The organism is Spirochaetota bacterium, assembly GCA_034190085.1.
Lineage (GTDB): Bacteria > Spirochaetota > UBA4802 > UBA4802 > JAFGDQ01 > JAXHTS01.
In genome coordinates, this window is the sequence record JAXHTS010000015.1 from 1 (window position 1) to 17,014 (window position 17,014).

Annotated in this window: 15 protein-coding genes; 5 read left to right on the forward strand and 10 right to left on the reverse strand. The window is 38.0% G+C overall.

Going from position 1 to position 17,014, the window contains the following annotated elements:
• Positions 1-413 precede the first annotated feature (413 nt).
• Complete coding sequence (locus tag SVZ03_02805; protein ID MDY6933135.1) at positions 414-1,097, forward strand: hypothetical protein; 684 nt, start codon at positions 414-416, stop codon at positions 1,095-1,097.
• 178 nt (positions 1,098-1,275) lie between these two features.
• Here the strand turns inward: SVZ03_02805 and SVZ03_02810 are convergent, their stop codons facing one another.
• From SVZ03_02810 to SVZ03_02855, 10 genes are all read right to left on the reverse strand, one after another.
• The gene (locus tag SVZ03_02810) at positions 1,276-1,470 is read right to left on the reverse strand and encodes a hypothetical protein (protein MDY6933136.1); all 195 of its coding nucleotides are present in this window, start codon (positions 1,468-1,470) and stop codon (positions 1,276-1,278) included.
• Between the two features lie 1,109 nt (positions 1,471-2,579).
• Positions 2,580-4,406, reverse strand: coding sequence for an OmpA family protein (locus tag SVZ03_02815; protein MDY6933137.1), 1,827 nt, complete (start codon positions 4,404-4,406; stop codon positions 2,580-2,582).
• Positions 4,397-6,652 (reverse strand): TonB-dependent receptor, encoded by a 2,256-nt coding sequence (locus SVZ03_02820; GenBank protein MDY6933138.1) that lies wholly within the window; start codon positions 6,650-6,652, stop codon positions 4,397-4,399. The genes SVZ03_02815 and SVZ03_02820 overlap by 10 nt, the downstream gene beginning before the upstream one ends.
• Entirely contained in the window at positions 6,649-7,104 is a 456-nt protein-coding gene (locus SVZ03_02825; protein ID MDY6933139.1) for an energy transducer TonB, read from the reverse strand. Before SVZ03_02825 ends, SVZ03_02820 begins: the two co-directional genes overlap by 4 nt.
• Positions 7,105-7,122: 18 nt before the next feature.
• Complete coding sequence (locus tag SVZ03_02830; GenBank protein ID MDY6933140.1) at positions 7,123-7,971, reverse strand: hypothetical protein; 849 nt, start codon at positions 7,969-7,971, stop codon at positions 7,123-7,125.
• Positions 7,972-8,222: 251 nt separating this feature from the next.
• On the reverse strand, positions 8,223-9,167 hold the full coding sequence (locus SVZ03_02835; protein MDY6933141.1) for a methyltransferase: 945 nt from the start codon (positions 9,165-9,167) through the stop codon (positions 8,223-8,225).
• Between the two features lie 38 nt (positions 9,168-9,205).
• Complete coding sequence (locus tag SVZ03_02840) at positions 9,206-9,910, reverse strand: class I SAM-dependent methyltransferase (GenBank protein ID MDY6933142.1); 705 nt, start codon at positions 9,908-9,910, stop codon at positions 9,206-9,208.
• On the reverse strand, positions 9,891-11,135 hold the full coding sequence (locus tag SVZ03_02845; protein MDY6933143.1) for a glycosyltransferase family 4 protein: 1,245 nt from the start codon (positions 11,133-11,135) through the stop codon (positions 9,891-9,893). The genes SVZ03_02840 and SVZ03_02845 overlap by 20 nt, the downstream gene beginning before the upstream one ends.
• A 218-nt stretch (positions 11,136-11,353) precedes the next feature.
• Positions 11,354-11,818, reverse strand: a complete 465-nt coding sequence (locus SVZ03_02850; GenBank protein ID MDY6933144.1) for a hypothetical protein — start codon at positions 11,816-11,818, stop codon at positions 11,354-11,356.
• A gap of 13 nt (positions 11,819-11,831) precedes the next feature.
• On the reverse strand, positions 11,832-12,785 hold the full coding sequence (locus SVZ03_02855; protein ID MDY6933145.1) for a zinc-binding dehydrogenase: 954 nt from the start codon (positions 12,783-12,785) through the stop codon (positions 11,832-11,834).
• Between the two features lie 328 nt (positions 12,786-13,113).
• Here SVZ03_02855 and pth point away from each other — a divergent pair, with 328 nt between their 5' ends.
• The 4 genes from pth to SVZ03_02875 are packed head-to-tail and all read left to right on the forward strand — an operon-like array spanning position 13,114 to position 17,007.
• Entirely contained in the window at positions 13,114-13,662 is a 549-nt protein-coding gene (gene pth, locus SVZ03_02860; GenBank protein MDY6933146.1) for an aminoacyl-tRNA hydrolase, read from the forward strand.
• Positions 13,663-13,711: 49 nt separating this feature from the next.
• Positions 13,712-14,323: an outer-membrane lipoprotein carrier protein LolA gene (locus SVZ03_02865; GenBank protein ID MDY6933147.1), complete on the forward strand. Its 612-nt coding sequence runs from the start codon at positions 13,712-13,714 to the stop codon at positions 14,321-14,323.
• A gap of 40 nt (positions 14,324-14,363) precedes the next feature.
• Positions 14,364-14,939, forward strand: coding sequence for a hypothetical protein (locus tag SVZ03_02870; protein ID MDY6933148.1), 576 nt, complete (start codon positions 14,364-14,366; stop codon positions 14,937-14,939).
• Complete coding sequence (locus SVZ03_02875; GenBank protein ID MDY6933149.1) at positions 14,908-17,007, forward strand: ComEC/Rec2 family competence protein; 2,100 nt, start codon at positions 14,908-14,910, stop codon at positions 17,005-17,007. Before SVZ03_02870 ends, SVZ03_02875 begins: the two co-directional genes overlap by 32 nt.
• Positions 17,008-17,014 lie beyond the last annotated feature (7 nt).

Below are 17,014 nucleotides of genomic sequence, written 5' to 3' on the forward strand. Positions count from 1 at the left end.
CTACTCAACGGGCAAAAAAGCTCCAATTTACATTCGGTTTTAACTGCATTGATTTATCTTAATCATCAATTACATAACAAAAATAAGTGTCTATAAAAAAGTTTCTCTTATATTTATTCCCTGCCAGCGGGGTGAGAGACTACTCAGCTATAGTCATTCCCCTGTATTCACAGGGGCAGGCTCTGCGAATGCAGGAATCTTATATGGTTACAAAACCCTACTAATAATTGCTTTAGATTTTGACATTCTACAACGCTATAGCCGGAATGACATAATTTAGACAATTCCAACTCATCTCCTTTATACATTTTTTATCTAATAGTGTATATGAAAAAATATTTGAGTAGTTATGATATTGTTTATTATAAAAAAGTAATGAAAATATAAAAAAAATAATAAATGGAGGTAGCATAATGAAACGGGGGAGATTTGTTTTACATTATCTTGCGTTAGGTGCTATTTGGATGTGCGCAGGCAATTATTTAGGATGCTCCTGCTCGGATTCATCTAGCGATCCTGCCTTTTTCCCGCCGTCCGTAGTCGATACCATCGCTCCTACGCCAGGTAGTGCGGTGTCATTCAGCGCCTTTGGCGCCGCAATCAGGGTAAGCTGGGGAGAAGTGAGTGATGATTCCGGAAGCGATGGCCTAACCAATAAGCTCGTCAGGTCATCATCAGAGATCAGCATCATTGAAGAGGGGGAATGTGTGGATACGGTGCAGGACTATGCTTCATACAGTGGCGTTCCGGTAGAGGAGACAATATTTATCGCAGGGACATATTTTTACAATGTATTAGTGAAGGATGCTGCCGGCAACAGGGCTATATATACGGGCGATTCCTGCGCAATAGTAGATTTGATATATGTTAACATTGACAATGTCAGCGGAATAGAGGATGGTACAAGGGATCATCCTTTTAACACAATTCAGGAGGGTGTTGACGCGGCCACTGAGGGCATGGTGGTTATTCGAGTGATTTTTTCGAGAGGAATAGATATGAGCATGAGACTATCATTGTTGATACGAGCAGCCTTGGCGGTGATTTTGGAGCCCCGAATCGGGACGTGTATGGGAATAATAGCGTTATTGCTATAACAAATGTTACTGTTGTCGATGGTTTTATTATTAGGGGAGGAGGAGAAGCTTCCTCCGCTATCTTTAATCTATACGATTCCTCCCCAACTATAAAAAATAACATAATTGATGGGGGAGAATGTACCGGTTTGTCAGTTTGTGTATACAACGATGGTTCATCTCCAAGTATTTCTGGCAACTAAATAAATAGCGGAAGTGGAGGCAAATCTTCTGCCGGCATCTTCAATGCTGATTCATCCCCAGGTATTGCTGATAACGAAATAAATGGCGGAATTGGTGGTTTCTTATCTGCTGGTATTGTCAACGATGATTCTTCGCCAAGTATTGATAGTAATGAGATTAATGGTGGAAGAGGCGTAGGATCTACGGGCATCTACAATACTAATGGTTCATCCCCAAGTATCGCTGGCAACGAAATAGATGGCGGAAGCGGAGGTGAAGCTTCTATTGGTATTGGTAACGAAAGATCGAATTCAACAATACAGAACAATACTATTTTCGGTGGTAATGGAGGTGGGGAATCATGTGGTATTGCAAATTACGATAATCTCTCATTAACGATACGGAACAATACAATTGATGGAGGCAATGGGGGTAATGAATGCCGAGCTATTCAAATCACTGATTCAGCTTCCATTGTAGAAAACAATATCATATTCACATCCGGCGGCGATTCAAGAATTGGCATACATGAAGACACTGATGGTGGCGTTTTTCCAGATTCCGACCCATCGTCCCTGCGGAACAACAATATCTTCAATTGCCCAACAGCGCTTTATTGTGACGAAGATGCGACATTCATTATCGGTATTGATGAAGTCAATGTCTTAGTCGATATTCCATCGAGCGGAAACATCAGCATTGATCCTGTTTTTGCGGATCGTCCGGGCGGTGATTGGCATCTAACCGGGAGTTCGCCTGTGGAAGCGCGTCAGGGCGGTCTTGATGGAGCGGCTGAGGGCTGGGGCTTCAGCGTTGATATGGATGGAAATACGCGGACTAACCTTACTGAAGGGCCGGATGACTCACCTGTCAACGACGGGGCGGCGGGTTGGTCAATGGGCGCGTATGAGTTTGATTGATGGCGCGCTGAGATTTCTATAAATCCACAGCAGCTTAGTTACATGAATTACAGAGCAAAGCTAAAGAGGGGCGCTTGGCCCCTCTTTTTTCATTAGTTGGATGGTCATTGATGACAATTTCGTTTAAGTGTGACAAAGGCTTGGTTGTCAATTCTTAACAGAAGCAGATTCCTGCATCCGTAGGAATGACATAGGGATTGCTTCTTTTCATTATCTTTCACTGATTTTAGCCATGCTTATTTCGTGTAAAAGAAGCGGTTTAATATTTTTATGGAAATGACTCTGTTCCTGGATTGATTGTTATTTCTGCTACAATTTGAAGGGATATGGATGAAATATCCGATCATTAGGGAGATTAACAACATAAAACGAGAGGACCTAAGATCGTGTAAATAATTATCTATTTTTTCACCTCTATTACTTTAATCTCGACTCTTCTGTTTAATTTCCTTCCCTCTTCGGTCAGGTTTGAGGCTGCCTGATTAGCATAACCAAATCCCTTGACATGAGTCCTTTCTCTGGATATGCCTTTTCCCTTTAGATAATTTGCGATTGCATTAGCCCTCTGTTCAGATAGCCTTAGGTTAAATTCATAAGATCCTGTGCTATCAGTATAACCGGAAATTTGAATTACAACCTTTGGATTTCTCTTGAGAAAGTTGTAGATATTATGAATCTCATCATAGGAATTCTCTTTCAGTTTTGCTGATCCAATGTCAAAATATATATTATTCGCAACAAACGAAAAGCCCTTTGTGACCCTCCCCTTTTTAAGATAGAAGTTTCTTTTCAGGTATTTCTGACCTGCTTTTACATTTACATTTTTCCTGTAATAGAGATAATCCATAACGCTTATGGATACTATATACCTTGAGTTCTGCCTCAATGTCGCTCCAAGAAAGCCGTCCGCATAGGTACGCGTCCTTATTGTCCCCCTCAATTCCTGACCGCCAATCCTCATTATCCTGATTTCGGCCCCCTTTACAGGCTCCTTTGTCTCCTTATCATAGACATGACCTTCCAATAAGGAAACTGGTCTTGGTTTTACAATAAGATTTTTCACCCTGTATATATAGTTCTTATTGGCAACAGAAAGATTGTGAAATCCCATTTTCCCATTCCTCGCTATAAGAAGAGGGATATGCTCATTGCGGTATGTGTTTAAGGATTTTATGCTTATGGATTTAGTAGTAAGATATTCATTTTCCTTCCTGATTAGTCTGGTGCCGTAAATATCAAAGCCGCCCATCCCCTTCATACCATTTGATGAATAATATAGAGTTTCGCCGTCAGGATGTAGAAATAGTGAATACTCATCAATAGGCGTGTTAATATTAGCAAGCTTCCTCGGTCTGCTCCACTGGCCGTCATCGCCTCTTGTAGTGGAGTAAATATCCAGACCGTTGTTCTTGTCCGCATCGGATGAAAAAATTACAGAACTCGCGTCGGAGGTAAAATTGCCATAGCTATTCCAGTCTCCGGGATTCATAGAGCTTATGAAGAGCCACTGAGACCACGTCTTTTTATGAACACTATATTGTCTCATAAGTACTTTAGCGTGATTCTCCCCTCTTTTTATGCTTGCAAGAGCCTCTCTTCCGTCTATTGAAATTGAAAAGAAGAGCAGTTCCTTCGCGTTTATTCCTGTCAAAAAGTCGGGTTCTTTATCCATAAGTTTGATTTTGCCCCTTGAAAATGAGTAGGAAAAATACCTCCCCATTTTCCTGTCATACCCGAGGATTTCCTTCCCATTATGATAAAAAGAGATTAGGATTTTTTCTTCGCTTAGGTTTATCATTTTTGCGTTAATTGGAAGCGGTTTTGTCTCTTTTAGCTTATCATATAACGCCATTTTGAGCATTATGAGTCTTTGCTCCCTGTTGCTGATTTTGTAGTTGTTAAGAAATTCATCGATCTCCTTTAACGCTTTTTTGTACATCTTGTTGTTGGCAAGGGATATTATTCTAATATAGGCAACCTCCTTATCCTTTTTTATGGATAGGTATTTTGATGCAATTCTTCTACTCGAACGGAAGTCCTCTTCCACAAAGTGGATCTTCAATAGCCTTTTCAGTGAGACCAGATCCTTTGGATCCTCCTTTAGCATTCGTTTTAAAATCTTCACATCATCAGTAAAATCCTCTGACTTGTGATATTCCGTTTCATTTACAGCAGCCTCTGCTGTAATGGAGAATATAATTATTAGCGATAATAGTCTTAAAAGCATAACTCTATTCCCAACCAGACGAATACAGGCGGATAATCGGATTGAGATTCAGGATTATCCGGTCCATAAGGTTTATCCTCGTCAAACTTCTGGAATAGACGATTCCCCTGATTATAGTAAAAGTTCCACACCTCAATATAGAACCTGCTGTTATTTTTATTTGTATATGTTAATTTCAGATCAAGCCTGTGATGCGCTGGAAATCTTTTGGCGTTATACACTCCATAGACTGCCTCATGCTCTCCGTTATCCTCTGTTGAACCGATAATGGGCGTGTAGGGAAGGGCGGAATAATAATGAAAGATCATTGAGGGAGTCCAGTGGCCGAATGTTGATGCCAGCGTTAGTGTAAGGAGATGAGTCTGGTCGAAGTCGGAAAAATAATCATACTTATTGTATCTTTCACTGCTTCTCTTGGAAATGGAATAAGCATAGCTGATCCATCCATAGTAATGTTTATGGCTCCCCTTTATTAGGAACTCAACTCCCTGTGATTTTCCTTCCCCCTCAATAGAAAAGGGATTTATCTGTGTTATCTTCTTATATTCGCTGTCATTGATTATATCTGTATTTGCTGAAGATAGATTCTTGTAATCATAATGGTACAACTCAACCTGCCCCGTTATTCCTGAGAATAGTCTCGATTTTATCCCCACAATTCCATTAAATGCCTGAGAGTCTGTAAATTTCGGTTCCGATTCTCCTATATAGTAGTACATATCCGGATGAGCGTGATAGACGCCTCCTCCAGTGTATACCGTGTTCCTTTTATTAATATCCAGTCCACACATACCCCTATATGAAAAGGATTTATTTGACAGGGGTCCATAGCGCTTATATTTAACTCCCAGGTTTATCCATAGAGGTTTATATTCCGCATAAAACTCAGAGAAAAGAGAATAGGATGCCCCCTCTATAGGGTATTCTTCTGTGATATTCATGCTGGTATTATCAAATATATCCAGATCTGGAATATCATTTAGGCTGACATTCCCCTCAATGCCGTCTTTATGAGCAATAATCTCAAAACCCGTTTTAATGTGATAATTCTTCAATTTCGCGTGAAGCGTATGAAATATTCTATATTGAGTTGGATTGAACCTCAAAAGTACACCAACCATATCACGATAAACGTCCTCATTTTCAATATAATGTTCCATCTGGTGTATTGAAAGTAGGGTCTTTAAAAATATTTTTTTGTTTATTAGGTATTCCCATTTTAGGGCCTCAATATTATATCGACTCCTGGTAGTGTAGTCATCGATTGACAGATAATCATCAACGCCAAAGGCAATGAAAAATAATCTATGCCTTGAAAAGAGGTTGTATGTTAACTTCAGATAATGATCCTGGAAATAGAGGTCAGTCTCTTCATAATCCGTTATCATATCAACATAAGACCTCCTCCCGGAGAACATGACACTGAGGTTGCTTGTTGGGACAATTGTTACGGATAGAGTGGGGAAAACCGGAATAGCAGGATCAAATATCGCCCTGCCATGAATGTTCATTTGTTGAGGATCTTTTGTCTTTATTTGAATGATGTTGCCAAGGTTGTCATCATAGAACATGGGGGAGAGCCCCTTAATAACAGATGCCCTATCAATGATCTCTTCGTTGACTGATGATATCAGAGGAACGATTGAAGCTAAATAGTGATATGGAAAATCGACGGGCAGATCGTCTATATATAACCTATCATGGAGCGGGTTGCCGCCCCTTATTATGGGCACTGTTGCAAGAGCAAATCCTCCACCAATGCCTGGGAGTGTCTGCAGAAGATGAAGGCTGTCACCCGCTCCTCTCATGGGAAGGTCCTTTATGTTCTTCCCCATAATATGCTGCTCTCCGAATCTGTCTTCACGCCTGCTATAGTAGTTTTCTATTTTGTTCAATGCATACGATGCCCCTTTTAGTTCAATATTGATATGGAAATTCCTCTTCAATCTTATAGGAATTATCTCTTCTTCATAAGTCGGATGTGAAAAACGCAGATGGTATTTCCCCGGTCTAATGCTCTTGAAGACAAATCTGCCCTTTTTGTCTGAATAAGCGATTATCTTCAGTTCTTCTATGCCTACAGTTATCCCCTGCAGGGCCTTGCCAGATGCTTTATTAACTATGATGCCGGATATATTATAGGTGATATTCTCAGACATGCCTTTATTCCTATTCTCGCTTTCCTGGGATGCATAAAGCTGAATCGAAAAGAGTAGACCTATCATGAGTACAATGATCTGCCTCATAATCTTTTTTTTCCGACAAAGGTGATTCGCACGTAGACTTCAGTCTTATGGCTATATCCGGCGATATATCCGGGCTTCAATTTAATGCCTTTAAAAATCCTTTCTGCTATTTCGTCTAAACCCAATCCGGCCCTCTTAACTATTTTATGTGAGTTGATCCTCCCTCTTTTGTCTAATTGAGCATGGATGATTGTCGTGCCCTCAATATTCGAGATAATATAGATATCGTCAATGTCATGAGTAACGGATTCGATAATATGCGGTTTTTCAATCTCAATATGCAATCTGTAATGGGCATTTATGTTATCAATGGTATATTTTTTTGATGCATCCTCATAATTAAACATTGTGTTAACTGAGGTTCTATATGGGCGTTCTATTATTTCATCCTCTAATATAATGCTTTGCAGGGCGCAATTTCCGATAAATAATAATACCAATAGAATTCTCATCTACGCTATTCCTCCCATTCAATTATCCCTTAGGTTGTATTTAAAATTTGGCGGGTTATAAATAAACTCCAGTCCAATATAGGCGGCCCTGGTGGATGCGCTGAGGTCTACATTGGCCCCTGCATAGTCGCCCTTATAGGTAATCTGATTAACTTCAGGGGCGAATTTTAAGAGACAGGATGCATTATATGGCTCATACTGAATCCCGATCCCTACAGAAAAACCTGCGCTTATGGAATTATCCCTTTCCTTGTCAATTATTATGTCAGATGATAGATCGGTTATCTTATACATTCCCAGGAATAGGTCGTAATTAAAGGCAAATTCGAAATCGCTCCTTAAACGATAGCTATGAAATCCGTAATATCCAATAAGATAGCCTATTCCCCTTGCTTCCGTGCCGCTTATATCAAAATTGAGGCTCATCATCTTTCCGCCAATATAGAGCCAGCTAAAGGATGTGTCTCCTGATGAGCTAAATCTTTTGCCAATTTTTAGATCAAGGAATGTTGAATCACCGGATATTATAGTCCTTGAATATTGATTTGGCTCTTCAATCGTCTGATTTTTGATTGATGCTTTAAAGTAGCTGAATTCACTTTGAATGGACTTGTAAAAGTATCCAAGGGTGACTCTGTTTCCAGAATATGATTTCAGTGAATTATTATCCCCCTCATTGCTAGAGATGGATCCTATCGCTCTTGAGCTATATGGAGCCTTTAGGTTTCCGAAGCCAAAGGGCGCATAGAAAAGTTTTAAAATTGGTCCGTGTTGACAAACAGGGCGTGCTGATAAATCCAGCGTAGCTGCATGATAAATAATTATTATTGAATAGAATAATTTGTATTTTGAAATATGAATAGTCATAGGTTGGTAGTATGAGGGGCGAGCATTGTGTTAAATAAATTGAGGGGTATTATGCTAAATAGGTATCTGTTATTTGCCACCACAGTTGATGTTTATCAAATATATTTGATTGCGACTAAAATATCTATATTCCTTGTAAGAAGATAAGCAGGGTGGAAATTATCAAAGTAAGAAAATATAGGGATTATACTATGATAATAATATTTGAGAAACTCCTTTTTGAGCGTGTAGCCATTGAACACAAAAGCCTGTTATTTCCGTCCTATAATGAGTTGCCATGTGGAATCTGATAGGTTCTCGACCCTTAAATCTCTAAATCCCGTCCCTTTAAGCCATTCATAATACTCTTCCCTTGAATATACATCTCCCTTAGGACTCTGTGTTATCATATGAAGAGCCAGGGTTGCTCCCCTATAACTCTCTCCCCTGAGATTGTCAAATATTACGATCAATCCTTTATCGTGAAGATGCTTATAACACATTTCAATTATTCTAACATTATCCTCAGGAGATTGACCATGGCATAGGTTGCCCAAAAAGGCAATATCATAGGGCCCTTTAGGTAATTCCTTAGTGGCATCACCGGTTTGCACTTCAATATTTGTGATCCGGGAAAGTTCATCGGCCATTACCTGCATGGATTCCGGTAGATCATAAACTATTGTATTAATTCCTCTTTGAGCAAAGACCTTTGCGATCGTTCCAGGAGCCCCGCCAATATCCGCAACTATTTTTGCTTCAGGCAGATTCTCAAGACAAATGTTCACCACTTCAGGAGCAATTCTCTTCTTCCAGGGTGAATCCATTCCTTTAATGAAGTCGCTTATTGAAAAGTTTTTATAGCTGGACTTATCAGGCTCCCCATGCTTTAAGACATATGGAAGAGTCTTCCATGGATTTATGAGATAAAGCAAAAAAAGCCAGAAATCCCCCTCATAATCCTGGCCCCCTTCATCAACTAATCGTTCATATATCTCATGTGGTACTGAATATACTCCATTATCTATTGTCAGATAACTCATCTCAGCAAGGGCCTCTAATAATACCCAGGTAGATCTTGCATCAAAATTCATCCTTTTTGCAATGCCCTCATAAGTGTCGGGTCTCTGGTGTAACTCTTTTATTATGCCGATCCTATGCGCTTGGCCTACAAATATGAGTTCTTCAAGATGTTTTTGGAGTTCTCTTATTCTCACGATTCTCCTTTTATGCTCTTTTGGTAGGATTTAACAGACTACTTTTTATAGGCATACACAACCATGCTCTTTGGGAAAAAAAAATCAAAAAAACTCTCTATTTTTTTCATTAAATTTGATTGCATGGTTAGGACTAAAAAATTTTTATATGTCTTGGTAATAACATGATCTTCTAAATGAAGCCCCACAACACATCTGATCAGCCAATATATGGCATGAAAGGAATGTTTAAATCTGATGTTGTATATCTCCAGATTATTATTCTTCATTATTTTTATAAGCTTTCCAGGAAGATACTTTCGTATATGCCCTCCTGGAGAGGTAAAATATTCATCAGTTATTAGGCCATATAAGTATTCACTAAAGGTAGTAGGAACAGTTATGACAATTTTACCCCCATTCTTGAGGGTTCTAACGAGTTCCTTGCAAGCCAGATCGTCGTCAGTTACATGCTCCATTACCTCAGAACATATTATTCTATCAAATGTTTTTTCTTTAAATGGTAGATCTAATGCATTTCCAATATGGACCTGAAATCTACCACCATCTGATTTTCGATCTTTTTCATTTATATGGGTTAATGTATAGCGGGCTTTTCTCAAAGAGGCTAAATCTAGATCCATGCTGTAAACATTTGCTCCCTGTAACACGCATTCAATGGAGTGACGACCTTCACCACATCCGGCATCAAGGATAACATCGCCTACATTGACATCGAATATGTCAAAATCCACCGTTAGCACCTATTACCTCCTCATAGACGTTAACCATCTCCTTTGCCGCATTCTCCCATGTAAATTTTTTTAACACTCTCTTGCGGGCTATTTTGCCCATCTTTTTTCTAAATTGTGGATTCTCAATTAAGAAATCGATTGCCTTTGCTATTGCTCCAGCATCCCGTGGGGGAACAAGATATGCTGTCTCAAGGTGTTCTCCTATTACCTCTGGAAGGGCTCCTCCAGTTGTCGCTATTACTGGCAACTCACATGCCATTGCCTCAACAGCAGGAAAACCAAATCCCTCATAAAGGGATGGACATACCGCAATTTCTGTCTGAGAATACAGCTCTACAAGTTTATCTATAGGGATCTTCCCAGTAAATTTCACTCTATCCTCAATGCCAAACTTTTTTATCCAACGGGGCACGCTACTCCTGCTTGGTGTTCCGCCGTCAACTATTGTAAGATTCATCTTATGCTTTGTAAGGGTGAGCGCCTTTAAGAGATATATTATTCCCTTTTTCCTATCTTCAACATTCCCGACAAAAATGAGGCTATTCTTCTTCTTCTTAATTCCCTTTATGGGGTAAAAGATGCTTGCGTCCATTCCATTATAGATAATGCTCTGCTTGCTTAAAGGCACGCCAAATGCCTTGTTTATTTCAATCGAGGAGTCATGAGATACGGTTATTATTTTATTCATCCTATTAGATACTATCTTCTGCATAAGAAGCGGGTAGTATAGTATCCTTTTTACTTTCAAACCAAAATTTGATGGATACTCAAACCAAATGCTCCTGTCTATTGATAGAGGATGGTGAAGTGTGGAAATAAAGGGGATGCCAAATCTTTTCATTAGTAATAAGCCATACCCTAAACACTGATTGTCGTGTATTATATCAAAACTATTTTCTTTTAATAATTCCCGCAATTTAAGGTATGCCCTTAAGGAAAAAGTCTCCATCTCGGGAAATACGCCAAATTTGGAAGAAATAAATTCATAAAAGTTGAATGGCTGAAATGTAGAGAATGGTTTATGATTCTTAATGTAATTCTTCTTAACATTGAAATAATTATGATTACTCACCCTATGCAGGGTTACTCCCTCCATCTCAAAGGGATATGGAGGTCCAACTATTGCATGAACCTCATGTCCAAGCTTAACCAACTCACGAGCTACATACATTAAGTAAATTCCCTGCCCGCCACAATATGGATTCCCTCTATAACTCAATAAACATATCTTCATTTTCTCTTCCCTATTTTCTTTGCTTTTGTAAAGCTTTGTGCTTTTATATAAAATAATCTATCCTTGGATTATTTTATGTTGATATATGTATATTTAAAAGATTATTAATTTATAATTATTATATGAAATTTTGTAGTGAGTACATTCTCTTTATGGATATATAATAATCACTTACCACTCGCTCCCCTAACATCGAATAGAATAATCCTTGATTCCCTTTATTGCTTATTATCAGGTAATGTAGATCTGGTTAATATTATTGCAGTCCCTACCCAAAAGACCATGCCAAGGATAACCAGGGTCACTGTTGCGGCTGGTATAGCTAAGGACCAATAACTCTTTATATAAACCCCATATAGAAATAAAATTGCAAGCAATAGAGTAAAAAGACATAGGAAAAAGGCCTTTATTCTAGCGTAATCTTTCTTCTCTCCTAACTCTGGCATTGGCGGCACCACCTTGATCGATAAGATTGTCCATCCTATCCAAAAACCGAGACCCAATATAGAGAGTGTCACTAAAACAATTGGGACAGAGATGGAATAATATGAATAATTGTTTAAATTCTCAATTTCTTTGACTGAAGAGTTTAATACACAAAAGAATGCATAATAAAAAAACAACAAACCAATAACTATTGATATTATACATGCAAGAAAGCCATATATTTTCGCTCTCGACATACTATTTTCCTTGTTAAAACGTTAAAACCACCTTAATGACATTATCTAATCTATTTGTAGCTATTTCAAAGCCCTTCTGTATCTCTTCAAATGGCAGTTCATGAGTTATTAAGGGGGTAACATCTATTGAATTTTTGAGGATCATATTAAGAGCATAGGGATAATCAACCATCACTTCAGGACCTACAGAGGCGATCATCCTTAATTCCTTTCTGAAAAATATGTTGAAGTTTAATCTTGGAGATTCCTCAAGACAAATACCAAAAAATGCAATCTGTCCATTATGACAGGATATGTCAAAGCATTGATTTATTGCTTCAACATCCTGCCCATATGCATCAATTACAATGTCAGCCATCTCTCCATTCGTAATTTCTGATATTGAGTCTACAGCATTTCCCTCTTTTGGATTGATTATAAAATCCGCTCCCATCCTTTTAGCAACCTCAAGCCTATATTCAAGTGGGTCAATTACTATAATGGCATTTGCCCCAAGATTTTTCATCAGTGAGGTAAATAGCAATCCAACAGGCCCCTGACCCATTATAGCAACGCATTTCTTATAAGGTCGGTCGATTCTAAAGGCGCTATGCGCTACTGATCCGAGAATCTGGGTCATGGATAGTTTATTTAAATCACCTTCCTTTGGCAACATCTGTAGTCTTGAGGCATCTGTCAGATGATATTCCTTAAATCCCTCTAAAGAGGTAGGGTAATACATTACTCTATCGCCAATCTTAAATTCATTATTTCGCGTCTCTTCTACTATTCCAAGGCATTCATGACCAGGATAGCCAAGTGGGAAGGGATACGATTCCTTTTTGTAACTTACGCTGAAATATGGAATATCTGATCCGCAAATAACAGTCCTTAAAAGTCTTACAAGGACTTTATCATCTTCCAAAGCCGGAATATCATCATCAACGATCTCATATCTTTTTGGAGAAATTATTCTCGCTGCTTTCAAGGTAGGTAATCCTTATCAATTAAGATAATCAAAAGTATTTCCACTATGTTAATTGTCAATATTTTTTTTCCAAAATCATAACAGTTGATATAACTTCTTTCCATAGAGCAAGCATAATTTAATTCCCACCTCTGTTAGTATGATAATGAAACATATTAATCCTGAAGATATCAGCATTTATGGAATTCACGCCCGTAATTAAAGGGATGGTGATGATGAGATAGAGGGGATTGAACAAATCATCGAGTCTCGTAAAAACACTCTTGACTTACGAGAAGAATATTATTAATCATAATATAAATAGTAAGGAAAGCGTGCATATAAAAGAATGGTTATTGTCGCATGTTTAGGGAATCCAGGTAGCAGATATATAAAGAACAGGCATAATGCTGGCTTTATAATTGGAGATTATATCGCACGTAAATATAATATCCCCATAACATTGAAGACATTCTCCTCCCTATGTGGTAAGGGAAGAATTGAAGATAGAAATGTTCTTTTACTTCTACCACAAACCTATATGAATAAGAGCGGCATTGCCGTTCAGGCTGCTATTCAATATTATAGGGAGGATCCGATGAATCTTATCGTGATACATGATGAGATTGAGATCCCCTTTGGGGAATTTGGAACCAAGTTTGGTGGAGGTCATAAGGGTCACAATGGATTAAGATCCATTATCCAGCATATTCAAACACCCGACTTCCATCGGATACGCTTTGGAGTTGGTAGACCAGCAGATCCTGGAGTATCAGTAGCCGATTATCTGCTCTCCGACTTCAACAATAATGAGCTAACAAGGATTGAGGAGATTGCTCCAACAATACTAAAAGAAGCGTATCATATTATTACATCAGGGGAGATGCCTTTTCAATAAGAGAGGCGTATTATGACTTATAATATAGATATTACAAAATGAGGTATTAATGAGATATAAAAGGATGATCTGTTTTATTCTATTGCTCTCTATAATAGACGTTAGGGATGCGATGTCAATTAATGGAGATGAAGCCCTTGAATTATTTAAGACAAGGCTCTCCAGCATAAAAACAATAAAAGGGAAAGTAACATTATCATATAATATCGGAGAGGTATATATTGGGAGTTTAAAGTATATGTCTCCAGATAAGATACATGTAGAATTCCAGAAACCAAAGGGCAAGATTATTGTATGCAATGGAAAGAAACTTTGGGTATATGATTATTCAAGCAATGTCTGTGGCGTGCAGGATCTCGATAGAGAGAAATATAGCAATATAACCGAACTTCTTAGTTCATATATTGCAATTTTACTCTCCAAGGATAAATCAGGATATAGGATTAGATTGACAAATTATATGCAGGAGTATTACGAGATAACACTCAGCATGGACACAACATTCTTCTTAAGGGAGGCTGTTTTTAAGAGCAGTCAGGTTGATGGTTTTACCCTTTCCCTAGCTGATGTAATAATCGATGAAAAAATGACACCTGGCATATTCGATTATGATGTTCCAGCTACAGCACTGGTGGGGAAAAACCCCCTTGATGTGAGATAGGGATGCATCAATATCTTTTACACATATTCTGGAAGTAAGAATGCGAAAGAAATTACTGTTATTATCATTTCTTCTGATCACTCCTTCTGCCTCGAATTATGCTGATGAGCCTTTCTTCACCTATATTGGACCCACAATTGGAGGGGGTTTCAATAAAATTGAATACACCGATTGGTTGATTGACCGAAGATCGACCAAGGATGTAACAGGTAATTATTTATGTGGGGGATTTATCATTGATATTATTATTAAAAGGGTGATAGGAGAATTCTCGATCCAGTATATTTATAACAATAATAGCAGCACTCCGGATATATCAGTTCAGCATTTCATCTATACAGCATTAGGGAAGTATTCATATTCGCTAAGGGATGACCTTTCCCTTACCTCAGGATTGGGCCTGTATTTAGAGACTCCTCCAGCAAACAGAGGCTATGATGGGGGGGGTGGTTATATAATATCTATTGGCACAATATACCGCATGAGTTGGGACTGGAACATTATCATCGATCTCATTGGAACATATGGACACTTTGGGATCGGTGAGGTGGGTACAAATACCAAGTTATCATCTGGAATCAGGTTTGGACTGGTATACAAAATTGGACGAATATAGAAAAATTGGTCAGAATATCTTTATCCCATCTTTTTTAATACTACTCCTCTCTTCATCAGCAATAATACTAACCTATGCCATAATTCAAGAGTCTACCCCTGAAATTATCACAGGAATAATCCTCTATTTATTTTCATTTTTTATTATAATTCCAATAATAAGATGTTCAGACTATAGAGAAGAGAATCTTGAGAGCGACTCACATGTTGTCAAAGGTTTGATAAATAAGAAACAAGGTTATTCATACATTAAAAAGATAATACTCCCTTCTATGCTCATTTCACTCTTCATACCAATAAGGATTATCTCAATAATGAAATCATATCCGGTCAATGACGAGTCCACGGTATTCTACGGCCAGGTTGAGAGTGTAAAATTGCTAAGATACACCAGGGAGGCTGTAATAATATTTTCAGATGGTTCAGGCAATGGTTCTTCTCATAGTAAAGAATATAATAGGGCTGTCAGTTATATTCCAGAAAGATTTCCCATTGATCGCGGCGATATAATAGAGATACATACAAGACCGAAAGAGATTGATATAAATAAATCCAATAATTCCTCCTTTTTGAAGAAACAGTTGAGAAGGGGTTTTAGCTTTATATTCTATCTTAATGAGAATAACTTCACTATTGTAAAGGAGGTTCCCATCTCTTTTAAAGAGAGTATTCGAAGGGGAATAGATGAGAATGTATCCACTCTCTTTAACGGAAAGACTGCTTCAATAATAAAGGCTCTATACTTTGGCAATAAAAAATATATTGATAAGGCAACTATCCTTGATTTTAAGAGGGCCGGCGTGCTGCATATCCTTGCCGCAAGCGGACTGCATGTTGGAATACTATCCACAATACCGATCTTTATCCTTGGCACTCTCAGGATCAATCGAAAGATAATATTGCTAGCCACTGTCGCTGTTGTCTATTTTTATCTTTATATAACCGATATTCCTGTCTCTCTATTGCGAGCATTTATTATGTTATCCCTCTATTCTGTTCAGTATATCTTTGATCTGGAAAGGAACATATTGAATACGCTCTTTCTTACAGCTATTATAATACTAATGATTTATCCTAATGATCTCTACAGTTTAGGTTTCCAATTATCCTTTGGCGCAACCCTTGGAATAATCCTATTCCTCAATTTTTACAGCAATGCTCTCTCAACCCTTCCATCTCCTATAGCGAAATCATTATCCCTAACACTTTCAGCCCAAATCCTGGTGATTCCCGTCATCTTTCTTCACCTAAGGGAGATTAACCTTATAGGCGTAATCTCAAATATAATGATTGTTCCGGGAATGGCCTTAACCCTAATCTTCTCCTTAATAGCAAATGTTGTCTTCCCAATATCAAATCATATAGGAATGTTCTTTGCTCTCATTACAGAATTCATATTCAGCCTTAATCTCCAGATTGTAGAGTTGTTTTCTGGAATAGATGGACACTTCATTGTTGAGGAAATAAGCTATATTCTGGTGATATCTACTATTCTCCTATTTTTACCTGTACTCCTTTGCAATAAAAATCAGAAGGTATTGGCAATATCAATCCTTTTAGCCCTTGTTTCAGCTTGGTTTTATCTCTCCGATAATCGGGTTTTTAATGAGAATCAAATAGCTGTACTAAATCATGACAATACAGATGTTATTATCCTTACAAGGGGAAGGGAAACGATTGTATTTGGCAAAATAGGAAACATTGTGCATGCTAGGACTATTGCTCGATATATGGATGTGAATGGAATCAAGAATATAACACTCTGTATCCCTGTTGCGGATTATAGAAACATTAAGAACTATACACATATAGTCAAGAATTCAATTGTATCGAGGTGTTATCTGTCATCCAATTTTTCATTTTCACCCGTTCTTAAAAGATTATGTGAAATCCTTGATGCCGATAGAGTTGAGTTGAAGATAAGAGAATTCAGAGGATCATCAGAGAACATTGACATGGCATTAAGAAAGCCCTTTGCGAATATATCCTATATCCATAATTATATATTGAACAATCCAAAACCGGATATCGCTGTAATTCATAATAAATACTCGATTATAGACTTATAGTAGTCTC